Genomic DNA, 17,510 nt, shown 5'->3' with positions numbered 1-17,510 from the left:
TGGATGGGGTCCAGTGTCGTATAAGGAGAGACAAATCGTGTCTGAGGAGCTCACCCCGGAGACCCCGGAAGCCACCGAAGCAGAGCCGATCAAGCAGCGGAAGAACGGCCTGTACCCGGGCATTTCCGATGAGCTCGCCGAAAGCATGAAGTCCGGCTGGGCCGACACCGAGCTCCACGGCCTCGAGCCGATCGCCCAGGCCGAGCACACCGCCGCCCGCCGCGCCGCGCTCTCCGCGCGTTTCCCCGGCGAGCGGCTCGTCATTCCCGCGGGCAACCTGAAGACCCGCTCCAACGACACCGAGTACGCGTTCCGTCCCTCCACCGAGTACGCCTACCTCACCGGCGACCGGAACCAGGACAGCGTCCTGGTGCTCGAGCCGACCGGCTCCGGCGACACGGCCGGGCACGACGCGACGGTCTACCTGCTGCCCCGCTCCAACCGCGAGAACGGTGAGTTCTGGCTCGACGGCCAGGGCGAGCTCTGGGTCGGCCGCCGCCACTCCCTCGCCGAGGCCGAGCAGCTGCTGGGCATCCCCGCGAAGGACGTCCGCGAGCTCGCGGCCGCGCTGGCCGAGGCCACCGGTCCGGTACGCAACGTCCGCGGTCACGACGCGGGCATCGAGAGCGCCCTGACCGACAAGGTCACCGCCGAACGCGACGAGGAACTGCGCGTCTTCCTCTCCGAGGCCCGCCTGGTGAAGGACGCCTTCGAGGTCTCCGAGCTGCAGAAGGCCTGCGACGCCACGGCACGCGGTTTCGAGGACGTCGTGAAGGTCCTCGACAAGGCCGAGGCGACCAGTGAGCGCTACATCGAGGGCACCTTCTTCCTGCGCGCCCGGGTCGAGGGCAACGACATCGGCTACGGCTCGATCTGCGCGGCCGGCCCGCACGCCACCACGCTGCACTGGGTCCGCAACGACGGAGCCGTCCGCTCCGGTGAGCTGCTGCTCCTGGACGCCGGCGTGGAGACCACCGAGCTCTACACCGCCGACGTGACACGGACGCTGCCGATCAACGGCACGTTCACCCCGCTGCAGCGGAAGATCTACGACGCCGTGTACGAGGCCCAGGAAGCGGGCATCGCGGCCGTCAAGCCCGGCGCCGCCTTCCGCGACTTCCACGACGCCGCGCAGCGCGTCCTCGCCGAGAAGCTCGTCGAGTGGGGCCTGCTGGGCGACCTGACCGTGGAGAAGGTCCTGGAGCTGGGCCTGCAGCGCCGCTGGACCCTGCACGGCACCGGTCACATGCTCGGCATGGACGTCCATGACTGCGCCGCCGCACGCACCGAGTCGTACGTCAACGGCACCCTGGAGCCCGGCGTGTGCCTCACGGTCGAGCCCGGACTGTACTTCCAGGCCGACGACCTGACCGTGCCCGAGGAGTACCGGGGCATCGGCGTCCGGATCGAGGACGACATCCTCGTCACCGAGGACGGCAACCGTAATCTGTCCGACAAACTGCCGCGCCGGGCCGACGAGGTCGAGGCGTGGATGGGCCGGCTCAAGGGCTGACACGCACGGGGCGCGGGGCCGCGCCCCGTGCGCCGGGAGGGCGCGCTGCTCAGGACACCATGAGCAGCGCGCCCTCCCGCCATTTCAGAATCTTGTCGAAGCTCACGACCGCTCCACGCCCCGGGCGGTTGCCGAAGTGGACGTGATCGGCGAGCTCCTCGATCAGGCCGAGTCCCCGGCCGCTCTCCGCCATGAGGGGCTGCGTTCCCGCCGGGCACCCGCCTGTGGAGCGCGCGGGCGGCGGGTGACCCGCCGGGGGATGCCCGGCGGACTGCTGCGGATCCGACGGAGACCCGGCGGACTGCTGCGCGGCGGTGCGAAGCGTGCGCCGGGCGGGGAAACCTGGCCCCGAGTCGGCGACTTCGATACGGCATTTCTCGCCGTCCAGATAGGCGGTGACCCGGTACTGGCCGGAACCACGTACGGGCTGCTCGTCATCGGTGGGACCGAGGCCGGCGAGGTCACCGGCGTCTCCCAGGTCGCCGCCGTGTTCCACGGCGTTCGCACAGGCTTCGCTGAGCGCGACCGACAGGTCGTAGGAGATGTCCGGATCCACCCCCGCGGTCTCCATGGTGCCGAGCAGAAAACGACGGGCGAGCGGAACGCTCGCAGCTTCGCGCCGCAAATGGAGTGACCACCACATGCTCATGCTCCAGCCTCCTGGCTGCGGCTCGACATACCGATACGTATTGCCGCGCAGAGCACTTCGTAAGCACGGATCGGCTGTGACAGCGCTCATTCGGCGGATGCGAATGTTCCGTATACCGGTGTATGCCCGGCACCGGATACTCCGATGAGCGCTCCTGAACAGGTGCAACACTCCCCGTTCACCCGCGATGCGGACAGTTGCCGACCTTCCGGACCTGCCGTACGGGAGCAGGGGGCGCAGTGCGATGATGTCCCGGCCATGTCTATGCCTGTCGCACGCGCCGGAGCCGGTCTGCGGCTTCTGAGGACCGCGGTGTTCACCGCGGTCTGCGTCGTGCTGGCCGCGGCAGGACACACGCTGGCCGCCGGTACGGCCGTGCCCGGGTGGACACTCCTCGCCGGATTCCTCGGAGTCTTCGCCGCCGCGGCACTGCTCGCCGGGCGCGAGCGGTCACTCCCGTCGATCACCGCCGCCCTCGCGACCGGACAGATCGCCCTGCACGTCCTCTTCGGACCGGGCCGCCACACGCCCGGCCCCGCGACGTCGTCCGGGGACGACTCACTGATCCGGTTCGCCGCCGGGCTGGTCTGCGGTGCCGGGCCGGCACAGCTGAGCGCCGGTGAGGCCCACCGCATCGTCACCACCGCGGGCATCGACCCCGCGACCGTGACGCACGGACACACCCACCTCGCATCCGGCGGGGCGGCGGCCACGGACGCCGCTTCCGCGGCCGGCGCGGGCGCCCTGATGCCGGACCTCCTGCCGAGTCTGCCCATGTTCCTCGGGCACCTCCTCGCCGCACTCGCCACCGGCTGGCTCCTGCGGCGCGGCGAGGTCGCGCTCTTCCGGCTGGCCAGGCTCTCGGCGTACGGCGGCCGGCAGCTGGCGGCTGGAGCCAGGCTGCGGGCACTGCGGGCAGCCATGGCCCTCGTACGCACACTGCGTGCGGGACTTCCGGGGCGCCCCGCGACCGGGCCGCTCCTTCCCCGTACCGCCGTGGACGCTCCGGCGCCCGCGACCGGGGATCCTCTGCAGCACATGGTGATCAGGCGCGGGCCTCCACCCGTATACGTACGCGCAGCCTGACGCGACTCCTCGCCCGGCCCCGGATCCCGGATCCGTACCCGGGGGAGAGCTGTCGCGATGCCGTCGCGCACCCGCGTGCCGGACCACCTTTTCCCTTGTGCCTGTGGAGTGATCTCTGCCATGAACGTTTCACGCATCGCCATCGCGGGCGGCGTCGCCGCGTCCACCGTCCTGCTGCTCGCCGGTACCGCCTCCGCGCACGTCAGCGTGCAGCCGCAGGGCGAGGCCGCCAAGGGCGGCTACGCCACCATCAACTTCAAGGTCCCCAACGAGCGCGACGACGCCTCCACCACCAAGCTCGAGGTGAACTTCCCGACCGACCACCCGCTGGCCTCCGTCAGCGCGCAGGCCCTGCCCGGCTGGAAGATCGAGATCACCAAGAGCAAGCTGGCCAAGCCGCTCGACGTGCACGGCAAGAAGATCAACGAGGCCGTTTCCAAGGTCACCTGGACCGCCGACGGCACCGGGATCGCTCCCGGCTACTTCCAGCAGTTCCCGCTCTCGGTCGGACAGCTCCCCGAGGACGCCGACCAGCTGGTCTTCAAGGCCCTGCAGACGTACAGCAACAAGGAAGTCGTCCGCTGGATCGAGGAGCCCACCGCAGGTGGCGACGAGCCCGAGAGCCCGGCGCCCGTCCTCAAGCTGACCGCTGCCTCGGCCGACGCCCACGGTGCCGCCGCGGACGACAAGGGCAGCGACGCGGACGCCGCGAAGTCCAAGGACACCACCGCGTCCTCGAAGACCGCGTCCTCGTCCTCGGCCTCCTCGTCGTCCGACAGCACCGCACGCGTTCTGGGCATCGTCGGCATCGTCATCGGCATCGCGGGCGTGGCGTTCGGCGTGCTCGCGGGCCGTCGCCGTAGCGCCTGACCCACCGGCCCCACCCGCACCACAGACCAGGAAACAACTCTCCATGCGCAACAAGAAGACAGTGCTGGCCGCGGCGTTCGCCGCCGTGGCCGCACTGACCCTCTCGGCCTGCGGCAGTGGCGACGCGTCGGCGGGCAAGCCCGTCGTCGACGTCTCCGTCGAGTCCGAGACGAAGGCCGCAACGGTGCTCGACCAGCCGTTCACCAAGCCCGACCTCGTCCTCACCGACACGCACGGCACGTCGTACGACCTCCGTGAGCAGACCAAGGGCAAGCCGACACTCATCTACTTCGGCTACACCAACTGCCCCGACGTGTGCCCGCTGACCATGAGCAACATCGCTCTCGCCAAGCGGGCCCTGCCCGCGGCCGACCGGGACAAGCTCCAGGTCGTCTTCGTCACCACGGATCCCGAACGGGACACCCCGGCGTCCCTGGGCAGCTGGCTCAAGGCCCAGGACCCCGCCTTCACCGGCCTCACCGGCGACTTCCCGACCATCCAGGCGGGAGCACGGCAGATCGGCATCGGCATCGACCCGCCGAAGAAGGAGAAGGACGGCACCGTCGTGTCGATGCACGGTGCCCAGGTCATCGCGTTCTCCCCGAAGACCGACAAGGGGTACGTGCTGTACGGCGAGGACACCACGGCCGACGACTACGCCAAGGACCTCCCGAAGATCATCAAGGGGGAGAAGCCGTGAACCGCCGCACGGCTCTGTTCGGTGCCCTCGTCCTCACCACGGGTCTCGCGCTGACGGGGTGCTCCTCGGAGAACAAGCCCGCACTCGAGGTGACCGGTGCCTTCATGCCGCAGCCTGTCGGCGACATGGCGGCCGGCTTCCTCGTCGTGAAGAACGACGGCGGTACCGACCGGCTCACCTCGGTGAGCAGCCCCCTCTCGGACCACGTCACCATCCACGAGACGAAGAACCAGGCCATGCGGATGGCCTCCTCGTTCGAGGTGCCCGCCGGTGGCGAGCTCGACCTCGAACGCGGCGGCAGCCACATCATGTTCACGGACCTCAAGCAGCGGCCCAAGCAGGGCGAAACGGTCTCCCTGGAACTGCACTTCGAGACGGCCGACCCCATCAAGGTCGACGTTCCCGTGAAGGCGACCACCTACAACCCGAAGAAGCAGTGAGGTACTGACACCCCATGACAGCCACCGCCCCGCCCTTCGGGCTCTCCCCGATACGACGGCCGCTCGCCGCGGTCGCGCTCCTCGCCGCGCTGATCAGCCTGCTGTTCGGCCTGGTGCTGGCAGGCGCGAGTCCCGCGTCCGCGCACGCCGCCCTCACCGGGAGCAACCCGCAGGACGGGTCGGTGGTCGCCACCGCCCCCAAGGAGGTCACGCTCAACTTCTCCGAGCAGATCGCCATGGGTGAGGACTCGATCCGCGTCCTCGACCCGAGCGGGAAGCGGGCCGACACCGGAAGCCCCCGCGAGCTGCGGAACGGCACCGTGCAGTACGGCATCACCCTCCACAGCGGCCTGCCCGACGGCACCTACACCGTGGCCTGGCAGGCCGTCTCCGCGGACAGCCACCCGGTCTCCGGCGCCTTCACCTTCTCCGTCGGCGCTCCGTCGCAGACCACGGTGGCCCTGCCCTCCGACGGAGCCGGCGGCGGCCTCGTCGGAACCCTCTACGGCATCGCGCGCTACGCCGCCTACGCCGGATTCATCCTCCTCGCCGGCGGCTCCGCGTTCGTGCTCGCCTGCTGGCAGCGCGGGGCGGGCGCCCGGCCCCTGCAGCGTCTCGTCGTACGCGGCTGGGTCACCCTCACCGCGGCCACCCTCGCCATGCTGCTCCTGCGCAGCCCCTACACCGGCTCCGGGAAGCTGGCGGACGCCTTCGACCTCGACGGTCTGCAGTCCGTGCTCGACACCAAACCGGGGGCTGCGCTCGTCTCCCGGCTGCTCCTCCTCGGCGCCTCCGCGCTCTTCGTCGCGGTCCTGTTCGGGGCGTACGCCAAGCGCGAGGACGAGAAGGAGAAGCAGGACCTCACCTTCGGGCTCGCCATCGGCGGAGCGGTCATCGCTGCCGGGATCGCAGGGACGTGGGCCCTGGCCGAGCACGCCTCGACCGGCATCCAGCCGGGCATCGCCATGCCGGTCGACGTCCTGCACCTCCTCGCCGTCGCCGCCTGGCTCGGCGGACTCACGGCACTGCTGGTCGCCCTGTACAGGACACCGGACATCACGAGCCGCGCGGTACGGCGGTTCTCCCGCATGGCCTTCGGCAGCGTGCTCGTACTCACCGCGACCGGGCTGTACCAGTCCTGGCGGCAGCTGGGTTCGTGGTCCGCGCTGACCGGCACCCGGTACGGGCAGCTGCTGCTCATCAAGGTGGCCCTGGTTGCCGTACTCGTCGGCGTCGCGTGGATCTCACGGCGGTGGACCGGGCGGCTGGCCGGGGACGAGGAGCCTGCGGCCGAGGCGGGGACTTCCGAAGCCGACGACGAGGCGGAGAGTCCCTCGGCCGGAAACGCCGGAGAGGTGGACCCCGAGCGCGCCGTCCAACTCACCAGGCAGCGCGCCGCACTGACGGCGACGAAGGAGAAGCGCGCCCGGGACGCCGATCCGGAGCGCTCCGGACTGCGTCGCTCGGTCATGGTGGAGACGGGCATCGCCGTGGTGCTGCTCGCGGTCACGACGATCCTGACGTCCACCGAGCCCGGACGCACCGAGGAGGAGGCAGCCCGCAGCAAATCAGCGGTCGCCGCGCCTCTGACCGGCGGGCAGATCAACCTGAGCATGCCGTTCGACACGGGCGGCCAGAACGGCAAGGGGACCGTACGGCTGGACGTCACCCCCGGCGGGACCGGCGCCAACAACGTGCACGTCTGGGTCGACGGGCCGGGCGACCGCCCGATGGATGTCCCCGAGGTGAAGCTCGCCTTCACCTTGGAGTCCAAGGACATCGGCCCCCTGCCGGTCGTCCCCGAGCGCATCACCACAGGACACTGGACGGCCGGCGGTGTGCAGATCCCGATGGCGGGCGACTGGAAGGTCACGGTGACCGTGCGCACGTCGGACATCGACCAGACGACCGTCGACAAGAACGTGAAGATCGGCTGAGCAGGATGAGCAGGAACAAGGGCAGGAAGAGCGAAGGCGTCGGTGGCGCCGGTATCTCCCGCAGGCGGCTGATCGGCAGCGCCGGAGCAGCCGGAGCCACCGGCCTGGTGCTGGGCGCGGCCGGAGGCGCCGGCGGATACGCGGCGACGAGCGACGAACCGGCCCCGCTCACCGCCGTCGGTTCGACCGAGGCGATGTTTCACGGGAAACATCAACCGGGGATCACCACTCCGCTTCAGGCCCGCGGACATCTGATCGCCTTCGACCTGGCGCCCGGCGCGGGCCGGAAGGAAGCCGCCGCCCTGATGCGCCGGTGGTCGGTACTGGCGCAGCTGCTGATGGCCGGCAAGCCGGCCGGGGGCGGCACCGGCCACGACACGGGGGTCGCCCTGGACGCCGGACCGTCCTCTCTGACGGTCACCTTCGGATTCGGCCGCACCTTCTTCGAACGCACGGGCCTGGTCTCCCGCCGGCCTGCCGCACTGGACCCCCTGCCGCCGTTCTCCTCCGACCACCTCGACGCCAAGCGGTCCAACGGTGATCTCTGGGTGCAGATCGGCTCCGACGACGCGCTCGTCGCCTTCCACGCGCTGCGCACCATCCAGAAGGAGGCCGGCGCGACGGCGCGGGTGCGCTGGCAGATGAACGGCTTCAACCGCACTCCGGGAGCAACCGCCCGGCCGATGACCGCCCGCAACCTGATGGGCCAGATCGACGGGACGGGCAACCCGAAGCCGGAGGAGAGCGACTTCGACCGGCGGATCTTCGTCCCGTCGGCAGACGCCGCAGGCACCTCAGGTGCATCGGAGGGCTCGTCTTCCTCCGCTTCTGCCCACGAGTGGATGGCGGGCGGCTCCTACGCGGTCGTACGGCGGATCAGGATGCTCCTGGACGACTGGGAGAAGCTCACGGTCGACCGCCAGGAGCGGGTCATCGGGCGGCGCAAGGCGGACGGCGCACCTCTGAGCGGCGGCTCGGAGACCACCGGGATGGACCTGGAGAAGGCAGGCCGGGACGGCAGGCTGCTGATCCCCGACAACGCCCACGCCCGGATCTCCTCCCCCGAGAAGAACGGCGGAGCCGCGATGCTGCGACGCCCGTTCTCGTACCACGACGGCATCTCCACGGACGGCACTCCGGACGCCGGGCTGCTCTTCGTCTGCTGGCAGGCCGATCCGTTCAGGGGCTTCGTTCCGGTACAGCGCAAACTCGACCGGGGGGACGCGCTCTCACCGTTCATCCGGCACGAGGCCAGCGGCGTCTTCGCCGTTCCGGGTGGTACCGCGCCCGGCGAGTACGTGGGGCAGCGTCTGCTGGAAGGGTGAGTTCGCTCGGGCCCTCCCGTACGGCCCATTAGGGTGACCGTATGTCAGCCACGCGCTACGCCTATCTCGGCCCCGAAGGCACCTTCACCGAGGTTGCCCTCCGTACCCTTCCGGAAGCCGCCACCCGTGAGCTCGCCCCGATGCTCTCCGTACCGGCGGCACTGGACGCGGTACGCAACGGGGAGGCGGCGGCGGCACTCGTCCCCATCGAGAACTCCGTCGAGGGCGGGATCACCGCGACGCTGGACGAGCTGGCCAGCGGCGCACCGCTGATGATCTACCGCGAGGTGTTGCTCTCCATCACCTTCGCGCTGCTGGTGCGCCCCGGGACCAAGCTGTCGGACATCAAGACCGTCACCGCTCACCCGGCCGCGCAGCCGCAGGTACGCAACTGGATGGCGGCCCATCTGCCGAACGCGGTGTGGGAGTCCGCCGCCTCGAACGCGGACGGTGCCCGACTGGTCCAGGAGGGGCGTTACGACGCCGCCTTCGCCGGTGAGTTCGCCGCGTCGACCTACGGGCTGGAGCCACTGGTCACGGAGATCCACGACGCGGAGAACGCGCAGACGCGCTTCGTCCTGGTGGGGCGGCCCGCCAGGCCGTCGGCACCGACCGGTGCGGACAAGACGTCGGTCGTCATCTGGCTCGGCGACGACCACCCGGGCGCCCTCCTCGAACTACTCCAGGAGTTCGCCGTGCGAGGCGTCAACCTCATGCTGATCCAGTCACGGCCGACGGGGGAGGGCATCGGGAACTACTGCTTCGCCGTGGACGCGGAAGGACACATCGCGGACCGCCGGGTCGGGGAGGCCCTGATGGGGCTGAAGCGGATCTGCCCGAAGGTGCGCTTCCTGGGTTCGTATCCGCGAGCCGGAGTGACGCCCGAGGACGTACGTGCCGTGCGCCCCGGGACGTCCGACAGGGACTTCACCGAGGCCTCGGACTGGCTCGCACGCAGCCAGGACGGCCGGGCCTGACAAGCCAGGACACGGCAGAAGTCGCCAGGGCGGGAACAGGGGCGGGGAGGGACCCGTCGCGCGTGACCGCCCGGTTCTACTTTCGGATCTCATGCCCGGCGCAAAGTTATCCACAGGCACCCTCGCAACCTGGGGACAAGTCGACAGCGCAACACGACATGGTCGACAAATCACCCCAGCGAGCCCGGATCCCCCGCAGCCCCCCAGTCCTGCACCTGTCGGCCCAATTCCATTGATCAACTCCCCAGAGCGATCAATTCCCACCCGAATGAGTGCGCGAACCAGGTTTCGGAAGGAATCCATCCACCTTCATGCGGCATTCGGAACGATCTCTTCCGATGTCCACAGATCTTCTTCACAGCCTGTGGATAACTAAATGAACCTACGCACCCCTGTGGACAAGACCCCGGCCCACACCCTCAACTCCCGCCCGAAGCACCGACGATGCACCGGGGCGTGAAGGCACTTGCTCCACTTTCGGAGCAATCGGGCCCCTTATTGACGACATTGGCGACATCGATGACATTGGCGACCGCCCCCTTGGCCCGCCCGACGTTTGCCGTGGAATGCCCGCCACCAGCCCCGATGATTCTCCGCCAGGATTACCAATCCCGGCAATTCGGGCAAACGGACACGCTCGTCGATATCGGTTCGAGCTGCGGATCCCCGCACCGGTAGCCTTGGGGGGTGATTGACCTTCGCCTGCTCCGTGAGGACCCCGACCGTGTTCGCGCCTCCCAGCGCGCCCGTGGAGAGGACGTCGCCCTCGTCGACGCCCTGCTCTCCGCCGACGAGCTGCGCAGGTCGTCCGGCGTCCGCTTCGACGAACTCCGCTCCGAGCAGAAGTCGCTCGGGAAGCTGATCCCCAAGGCAACACCCGAGGAGCGCACCGAACTCCTCAAGAAGGCCGATCAGCTGAAGACCGAAGTCAAGGCGGCCGACGCAGCGCAGGACGAGGCCGACGCCGAAGCCAAGCGGCTGCTCCTCCTCCTCGGCAACATCGTCCACGAGGACGTGCCGGTCGGCGGTGAGGAGGACTTCGTCGTCCTGGAGACGCACGGCACGATCCGTGACTTCGGTGCGGAGGGCTTCGAGCCCAAGGACCACCTGGAGCTCGGCGAGTCGCTCGGCGCCATCGACATGGAGCGCGGCGCCAAGGTCTCCGGCTCGCGCTTCTACTACCTGACCGGGGTCGGCGCGCTGCTCGAACTCGCCCTGGTCAACGCGGCGATCGCACAGGCGACCGAGGCCGGCTTCATCCCGATGCTGACCCCCGCGCTGGTCCGGCCGCGCGCGATGGAGGGCACCGGTTTCCTCGGCCAGGCCGCGGAGAACGTGTACCACCTGGAGAAGGACGACTACTACCTGGTCGGCACCTCCGAGGTCCCGCTCGCGGCGTACCACATGGACGAGATCATCGACGCCGACAAGCTGCCCCTGCGGTACGCGGGCTTCTCGCCCTGCTTCCGCCGTGAGGCCGGTACGTACGGCAAGGACACCCGGGGCATCTTCCGCGTCCACCAGTTCGACAAGGTCGAGATGTTCTCGTACGTCGACCCCGAGGACGCCGAAGCCGAGCACCGCAGGCTCCTCGACTGGGAGAAGCAGTGGCTCACCGGCCTCGAGCTGCCCTTCCAGGTGATCGACGTCGCCACCGGCGACCTGGGTGCTTCGGCCTCCCGCAAGTTCGACTGCGAGGCCTGGATCCCGACCCAGGGCAAGTACCGGGAGCTGACCTCCGCGTCGAACTGCAACGGCTTCCAGGCCCGGCGCCTCTCCGTCCGCATGCGCGACGGAAAGAAGGTCCAGCCGCTGGCCACTCTGAACGGCACGCTCTGCGCCGTACCGCGCACGATCGTGGCCATCCTGGAGAACCACCAGCTGGCGGACGGTTCCGTACGGGTTCCGGAGATGCTCCGTCCGTATCTGGGCGGGCGCGAGGTTCTGGAGCCGGTCTCCAAGTGAGCTTCCCCTACAAGCTCGTCGCCACCGATCTCGACGGCACGCTGCTGCGTGACGACGACACGGTCTCCGAGCGCACACGCGAGGCGCTGGCCGCGGCTACCGCGGCCGGCGCGGCGCACATCATCGTCACCGGACGCGCGGTCCCCTGGACCCGGCACATCCTGGACGACCTGGGCTACGACGGCCTCGCGGTGTGCGGCCAGGGCGCGCAGGTCTACCACGCGGGCGAGCACAAGCTGCTGACCTCCCTGACCCTGGACCGGCAGCTCGCGGGTCTCGCCCTGTCCAAGATCGAGGCGGAGGTCGGCCCGCTCGCGCTGGCGGCGAGCCGGGACGGACTCGACGGCGAGGTGCTGGTCGGACCCGGCTACCGGGTGCAGGAAGGACCGCTCCCCGCCCTGTTCGTGGACGACGCCGCCGAGATGTGGACCGCCCCCCTGAACAAGGTCTACATCCAGCACCCGGAACTCGGTGACGACGCCCTGGCCAAGGCCGCGCGCGGCGCCGTCGGCAGCCTGGTGGACGTCGTGATGGCGGGCCCGGGTGTCGTGGAGATCCTTCCCCTCGGCCTCAGCAAGGCGACCGGGCTCTCGCTGGCCGCCCGCCGCCTGGGGCTGAAGGCCGCGGACACGCTGGCTTTCGGTGACATGCCGAACGACATCCCCATGTTCGGCTGGGCGCAGCACGGTGTGGCCATGGCCAACGCGCACGACGACCTCAAGGCAGTGGCGCACGAGATCACGGCGTCGAACGAGCACGACGGCATCGCGGTGGTGCTCGAGGAGCTGCTCAGGACGGCCACGCGCGCGTAGGGGTTCCTGCGGCGGGGGTTCCTGCGGCAGGGCCGGTTCTGCGATGGGTCCGGTTCTGCTGCTCATGGTGGCGGAGGATGCGCGGATCGAACGCGCGCGGGGGCACGCCCCCGACGACGGCTTAGCAAGCCGCTGCCTTACCACTCGGCCAATCCTCCGGGAGGGTGGCCGCGCGATGCGCAGGGAAAGCCACCCCGGGGGCCCTGCTCAGCGGTTCACGCGCAGCTGATGCGTCAGCTACTGCGGTACCGGCTGCGGACCACCCTGCTGGGAACTCGACGGACTCGGACTCTCGGTCATCGCCGCGCTCCTCTCCCGGTCTTCGTGGGCGCCCTGTTCGCGTGCGCCGTCCCCCTCACTGTGCCCGAGGGCGGCCGCCGGGGGCCACTGCTTTTCCCCGGCCCCCGGCGGCCGCCCTCCCCAAACCGGATGTCAGCTGTGCTTGCTGCGGCTCAGGTCCTTGAGGTGCCGGGCGAAGTCGTCCATGCGGGCGTCCAGCCGGACGATGTCCTGGGAGACGTCGGTGAGCCGGAGGCTGATGGCCCCGACGACCTGGTGGGTGACGTCCAGCTTCCGGTCGAGGACATCGAGCCGGTGCGACATCCTGCCCAGTACGGGACCGAGCTCCTGGAGCGCGCTGCCGACGCCGACGAGGCACCCCTCGACACGGGTGACCCGCTGGTCGAGCGAGGCGATGGACGCCCGGAGGTCCTCCTCGGCATCGAGCAGATAGGTCCGGACGCAGCGGGCGATGTCGCTGTCGCGAAGAAGCATGGCGACGTTGAGCACGGTCCTGCGGGTGTACAGCGTGAGCTGCGTAGCCGCCTGTGGATAACTTTCACGTACCTCCCCGCCCCATAGGGACATCATGTCCCTATGGAAGACGCGCAGCTCAGACCCTCGGAGGAGCCTGAGTCCGTTCTCCTCCACCTCAGCACGATGGCGCTGCGTCACCTTCTTGATGACCTCTGTGGATACTTCGAAGTAACGAGCCACGTCATCTGTGCGAACGTGAATCCCGTCAGGGAGCATGACAAGGCTCTTGACCTTGTCGAGGGCGTCGACGCGCCCCATCTGCTCCACGCGCAGGGCGTGCGATTCGAGCAGGGCAACTTCCGTGGGCATGGGCATACCTTTCGTACCGCGGAAACGACGACGGACGGCCCTGTCCCCGGGCTACGAGGGCGGAGGACGCTCACGGTTGCCACTCACTCGATGACCGGTACAGCGGGACACAGCCCCACCCATGCCGGCATTCCCCTGATTCACGAAAGCTCGACGCCACAGATCCCAGTTGCCTCCACGCATCCAGGTCAACGAGCCGATAACCGTACAGTTACGCGTTCCACTGTCCGCTCATAGGACAACCCCCGCCCATCGGACGGGGGTTGCACGGCATACCAGGCGGGTGGAAGCGGTCTCACTCCTCGCCGGCGAGCTTCAGGGCCCTCAGCTTCTGCCCCGCGTACCACGTGGCCACGATCGTGACGCCCGCCAGCAGAACCGTTGCGAGCGGCAGGCCGACGTCCGAGGTCACCAGGCCCTCCCCGGCGACCTTCTCGGCAACCGAGAGGGACCACTGCTGCACACTGAGGGTCCTGGCCCCCGGTACCAGGCTGCCGAAGAGGGCTTCCCAGACCAGCGCGTAGACCAGGCCGAAGACCACCGCGTGCCTGCTGACCGTGCCGAGCAGCAGGAACAGCGCGCTGTAGGCGATCGAGGCGACCAGCGCCGCGATCGTGTAGGCCACGGCGATCTGCCCGCCGTTGCCGTTGAGGATCATGCCCGCGACGAAGGTCGGCAGCGCGGAGAAGAGCATCGTCACGGCGATGGCGACGATCAGCTTGGTGAAGATGATCGTGGGCCGCTTCACCGGCTTGGCGAGCAGATACACGATCGAACCGTCGTCGATCTCCGGTCCGATGGCTCCGGTCCCGGCGATGACGCCGATCAGCGGCACCATCGTGGCGATGGCGAAACCGCCGAGCACACCGGAGGCGACGTCGTCATCGGCCCCGGCGAACGCCCGTACCGCCACGGCGATGGCCACCAGCAGAACGGGCAGGATGAACAGGATGGCGGCCCGGCGCCGGCCGAGCAGGGCCCGGTAGGTGAGCCGGGCGACTGTGGGGTCGTACATGACGCTTCACAGCTCCTTTCAGGCCACTACTCAGGCCGCTACGAGATAGGAAAAGACCGATTCGAGGGATTCGTCGGACGGCGAAACGGTCAGCAGCCGGATGCCCTGTTCGCGTGCCACCTTCGGCAGCAGCGTGGTGAAGCGCCCGAAGTCGACGGCCTGGATACGCAGGGCCTGCTCGCTCAGGTCGATCTCGATCCCCGCGGTCGACGGGTCGGCGATGAGCGCGGCAGCCAGTGCCCGGTCGTCGCTCGACCGCACGAGATAGCGGTGCGGCCGGTCCGTCATCAACCGGCGGATCTTCCGGAAGTCACCGGACGCGGCATGCCGCCCCGCCACGATGACCTCGATGTGCGAGGCGAGCTGCTCGACCTCCTCGAGGATGTGGGAGGAGAAGAGAACCGTGCGCCCCTCCGCCCCCATCCGCCGCAGCAGCTCCATCAGTTGCATGCGCTGGCGCGGGTCCATGCCGTTGAACGGCTCGTCGAGGAGCAGTACCGAGGGCTCGTGAACCAGGGCGGACGCCATCTTCACGCGCTGGCGCATGCCCTTGCTGTACGTCGAGATCTTGCGGTCCTGCGCGTACTCCATCTCGACCGTGGCCAGCGCCCTGCGCGCCTCCGCGTCGCCGAGCCCGTGCAGTTCCGCGTTGGCGACGACGAACTCCCGGCCGGTCAGGAAGTCGTACATGCCTTCCCGCTCCGGCACGATCCCGATCGCCTTGTAGACCGCCTCGTTGCGCCAGATGGTCTTGCCGTCGAGCGTGACCTTGCCCGTCGAGGGAGCCAGGAATCCCGCCATCATGTTGATCAGCGTGGACTTTCCGGCACCGTTGGGGCCCAACAGCCCGGTGACACCGGGCCCCACGGTCATGCTCACGTCGTTGACGGCGACCACGTTCCCGAACCAGCGCGACGTGTGGTCGATCTCGATGGTGGTCACAGCCCGACCCTCCGGTAGCGGCGCATCAGTACGGCGTACGAGCCGGCGACGAGCGCGAGTACAACGATCAGATAGGCCACCCCGGCACCGGCACCCGGGCCCACTCCGCCGGGGAAGTTGGTGGTGGCACCGAGGTACGCGGTCTGCACCCCGTCGATCAGCGTGATCGGGGAGAAGAGACCCAGCCAGGTGATGGCTCCCATGGAGTCCGTCGACCAGGCGATCGCCTGGACCGTGGAGACCGCACCGTAGGTGATGGTCAGTACGGCGATCACCGCGGCGACACCGAACCCGCGGCGCGGCGTAAGGGCGGCCACCACCAGTCCGATCCCGGCGAACAGCACGGACAGCAGCGCCACCGAGACCAGCCCCTGCCCGAAGCCCGCGGTCTGGTCGGCGAAGTCGAACTTCGCGAGCAGCGCGCCCGCGTAAAGGATGATGAGGGGCAGGCCGGTGAGGATGAAGAGGGCCGAAGCCATGGCCGCGAACTTGGCGACCACGTAGTCGACGCGCTCGATCGGCCGCGAGAAGTACAGCGGAACGCTCTTGAAGCGAAGGTCCCTCGACACGGACTGCGGTGCCTGCGAGGCGATGAACAGCCCGATCACCGCCTGCAGGTAGATCGCGAACGCCGTGTACTTGATGGGAAGTTTCGTCATGTTCGGCGTGGCGATCGCGACCGCGACAATGATCAGCGCCACCAGGCACATCACCCCGCACAGCAGCATCGGCAGCACCTTGGACTTCGCGGAACGGCCCAGCCCGAACGAGCCTCGCAGGGACTGGGAGTAGAGCGAACGGCGGGCATAGGCCCGGCCCAGGCGGACCCCGTCGTAGGAGCGGTACCCGATGTTGTGGATCCGGGAGGTGTCGCTCCCGGTCACGGTCCCGGTCTCGGTGCTCATCGACCGCTCCCCTTCTGCTGTACGGCCCCGGCTGTCGCGGTCATGGCCTGCGGTGCCTCTTCGGTACGGAAGACCTCGGCGATGTGGTGCCGTCGCTGTTCCATCCGGATGAGACCGAGTCCGAGTCCGGCGACGCTGTCGCGGACCAGGTCGTACGTCTCCTCGCCCGTCGCCTCGACCAGGAGGATGTGGCCCGCGCCGGGCAGACCCTCCGAGTCGAGACCGTCCAGGCCGATGAGCTTGACCCCGGCTCCGGTGAGACTCCGGCGCAGGGCGTCGGTGCCGTCCGGGTGGTCGTCGCTGTCGGTGACCTCGACCGCCAGGGTCGTCGTGATCTGGGTGAAGTCGCTGGTGGAGCTCGAACGCAGCAGAGCACCGCCGTCGATGACGACGACGTGGTCGCAGGTGCGCTCGAGTTCGCCCAGGAGGTGCGAGGTGACCAGCACGGAGATACCGAAGTCGGTGTGTACACGACGGATCAGACCGAGCATCTCGTCGCGGCCCACCGGGTCCAGCCCGTTGGTCGGCTCGTCGAGGAGGACCAGCTGGGGGTCGTGGACCAGAGCCTGCGCCAGCTTCACCCGCTGCTTCATACCGGTCGAGTAGCCGCCGATGGGGCGGTAGCGCTCCTCGTACAGACCGACGTGGCGCAGCGTGTCGGCGGTGCGCTCGCGCGCTGCCGTCGGCGGCAGTCCGGACATCCGCGCCATGTGCACGACGAACTCGGTCGCCGATACATCAGGGGGCAGGCAGTCGTGCTCGGGCATGTACCCGACCCGTTCCCGGATCGCGGCGCCACTGGTGGCGACGTCGAGCCCGAGCACCGCGGCCCGGCCCTCGGTGGCGGGGGACAGACCCAGCAGGATCTTGATCAATGTGGACTTGCCGGCTCCGTTGGCGCCCACCAGGCCGGTTACGCCCGGTCCGATGTCCAAGGAGAGCCGGTCAAGAGCGGTCACCCTGGGGAACCGCTTGCTCAGGCTTTCGGTCGCGATCACAGTCACGTCTTCGAAGGTAGTGGCGCGCACCACAGGAGTCGTCAGACCTGACGGTGGTATCCGCGTCCGACTCCAGGCGTACGGACCCGTAGGGGGGACCCCACGAGGGAGGAGCCGGGAGCCGCACACCATCCCGAGCCGGGACACACGGCCCCGGCGCCTTGCTCGTGCCGCCCTCACACCGTGCCCGCCCTTACGGCGTCCGCGTCCGCACCGGGTTGTCCACATCCCGTTGTCCACAGGCCGTTGTC

Annotated in this window: 16 protein-coding genes and 1 tRNA gene; 10 read left to right on the top strand and 7 right to left on the bottom strand. The window is 69.2% G+C overall.

The window, feature by feature from the left end; all coding sequences use genetic code 11:
- The first annotated feature begins 37 nt into the window (after positions 1 to 37).
- Positions 38 to 1,513, top strand: coding sequence for an aminopeptidase P family protein (locus ACFW9O_RS08030; protein ID WP_384606339.1), 1,476 nt, complete (start codon positions 38 to 40; stop codon positions 1,511 to 1,513).
- Positions 1,514 to 1,562: 49 nt separating this feature from the next.
- Here the strand turns inward: ACFW9O_RS08030 and ACFW9O_RS08025 are convergent, their stop codons facing one another.
- A complete protein-coding gene (locus tag ACFW9O_RS08025; RefSeq protein WP_384606336.1) occupies positions 1,563 to 2,162 on the bottom strand; it encodes an ATP-binding protein in 600 nt (199 codons plus the stop codon).
- A 258-nt stretch (positions 2,163 to 2,420) separates the two neighbouring features.
- On the opposite strand from ACFW9O_RS08025, the gene ACFW9O_RS08020 reads away from it, so the two are divergent.
- From ACFW9O_RS08020 to ACFW9O_RS07980, 9 genes are all read left to right on the top strand, one after another.
- Complete coding sequence (locus ACFW9O_RS08020; protein ID WP_384606334.1) at positions 2,421 to 3,248, top strand: hypothetical protein; 828 nt, start codon at positions 2,421 to 2,423, stop codon at positions 3,246 to 3,248.
- 120 nt (positions 3,249 to 3,368) lie between these two features.
- Positions 3,369 to 4,118: a YcnI family protein gene (locus ACFW9O_RS08015; RefSeq protein ID WP_384606331.1), complete on the top strand. Its 750-nt coding sequence runs from the start codon at positions 3,369 to 3,371 to the stop codon at positions 4,116 to 4,118.
- 43 nt (positions 4,119 to 4,161) lie between these two features.
- Positions 4,162 to 4,818, top strand: a complete 657-nt coding sequence (locus ACFW9O_RS08010; RefSeq protein WP_384606328.1) for an SCO family protein — start codon at positions 4,162 to 4,164, stop codon at positions 4,816 to 4,818.
- Positions 4,815 to 5,258: a copper chaperone PCu(A)C gene (locus ACFW9O_RS08005; RefSeq protein ID WP_384606325.1), complete on the top strand. Its 444-nt coding sequence runs from the start codon at positions 4,815 to 4,817 to the stop codon at positions 5,256 to 5,258. Before ACFW9O_RS08010 ends, ACFW9O_RS08005 begins: the two co-directional genes overlap by 4 nt.
- Before the next feature lie 14 nt (positions 5,259 to 5,272).
- Positions 5,273 to 7,195, top strand: a complete 1,923-nt coding sequence (locus ACFW9O_RS08000) for a copper resistance CopC/CopD family protein (protein ID WP_384606323.1) — start codon at positions 5,273 to 5,275, stop codon at positions 7,193 to 7,195.
- A gap of 5 nt (positions 7,196 to 7,200) precedes the next feature.
- Complete coding sequence (efeB, locus tag ACFW9O_RS07995) at positions 7,201 to 8,520, top strand: iron uptake transporter deferrochelatase/peroxidase subunit (RefSeq protein WP_384606321.1); 1,320 nt, start codon at positions 7,201 to 7,203, stop codon at positions 8,518 to 8,520.
- A gap of 41 nt (positions 8,521 to 8,561) precedes the next feature.
- Complete coding sequence (pheA, locus tag ACFW9O_RS07990) at positions 8,562 to 9,497, top strand: prephenate dehydratase (protein ID WP_384606317.1); 936 nt, start codon at positions 8,562 to 8,564, stop codon at positions 9,495 to 9,497.
- Positions 9,498 to 10,184: 687 nt separating this feature from the next.
- Positions 10,185 to 11,462, top strand: coding sequence for a serine--tRNA ligase (gene serS / locus ACFW9O_RS07985; protein WP_384606315.1), 1,278 nt, complete (start codon positions 10,185 to 10,187; stop codon positions 11,460 to 11,462).
- Positions 11,459 to 12,274 carry an HAD family hydrolase gene (locus ACFW9O_RS07980; RefSeq protein WP_384606312.1) on the top strand — a complete coding sequence of 272 codons (816 nt, stop codon included), beginning with the start codon at positions 11,459 to 11,461 and terminating at the stop codon, positions 12,272 to 12,274. The genes serS and ACFW9O_RS07980 overlap by 4 nt, the downstream gene beginning before the upstream one ends.
- Positions 12,275 to 12,342: 68 nt before the next feature.
- On the opposite strand, the gene ACFW9O_RS07975 is transcribed toward ACFW9O_RS07980, so the two are convergent.
- The 6 genes from ACFW9O_RS07975 to ACFW9O_RS07950 form a co-directional block, all read right to left on the bottom strand.
- Positions 12,343 to 12,432, bottom strand: a tRNA-Ser gene (locus ACFW9O_RS07975).
- A gap of 274 nt (positions 12,433 to 12,706) precedes the next feature.
- Complete coding sequence (locus tag ACFW9O_RS07970) at positions 12,707 to 13,399, bottom strand: hypothetical protein (protein WP_384606309.1); 693 nt, start codon at positions 13,397 to 13,399, stop codon at positions 12,707 to 12,709.
- A 295-nt stretch (positions 13,400 to 13,694) separates the two neighbouring features.
- The gene (locus ACFW9O_RS07965) at positions 13,695 to 14,414 is read right to left on the bottom strand and encodes an ABC transporter permease subunit (protein ID WP_329208992.1); all 720 of its coding nucleotides are present in this window, start codon (positions 14,412 to 14,414) and stop codon (positions 13,695 to 13,697) included.
- 30 nt (positions 14,415 to 14,444) lie between these two features.
- Positions 14,445 to 15,356 carry an ABC transporter ATP-binding protein gene (locus tag ACFW9O_RS07960; protein WP_351174401.1) on the bottom strand — a complete coding sequence of 304 codons (912 nt, stop codon included), beginning with the start codon at positions 15,354 to 15,356 and terminating at the stop codon, positions 14,445 to 14,447.
- The gene (locus ACFW9O_RS07955; RefSeq protein WP_351174403.1) at positions 15,353 to 16,261 is read right to left on the bottom strand and encodes an ABC transporter permease; all 909 of its coding nucleotides are present in this window, start codon (positions 16,259 to 16,261) and stop codon (positions 15,353 to 15,355) included. Before ACFW9O_RS07955 ends, ACFW9O_RS07960 begins: the two co-directional genes overlap by 4 nt.
- On the bottom strand, positions 16,258 to 17,220 hold the full coding sequence (locus ACFW9O_RS07950) for an ABC transporter ATP-binding protein (RefSeq protein ID WP_384606638.1): 963 nt from the start codon (positions 17,218 to 17,220) through the stop codon (positions 16,258 to 16,260). The genes ACFW9O_RS07955 and ACFW9O_RS07950 overlap by 4 nt, the downstream gene beginning before the upstream one ends.
- Positions 17,221 to 17,510: the final 290 nt, after the last annotated feature.

Origin of the sequence: Streptomyces sp. NPDC059499 (assembly GCF_042749285.1) — a bacterium.
Taxonomy (GTDB): Bacteria; Actinomycetota; Actinomycetes; order Streptomycetales; family Streptomycetaceae; genus Streptomyces.
This window is presented reverse-complemented; position numbering and strand designations above follow the sequence as displayed.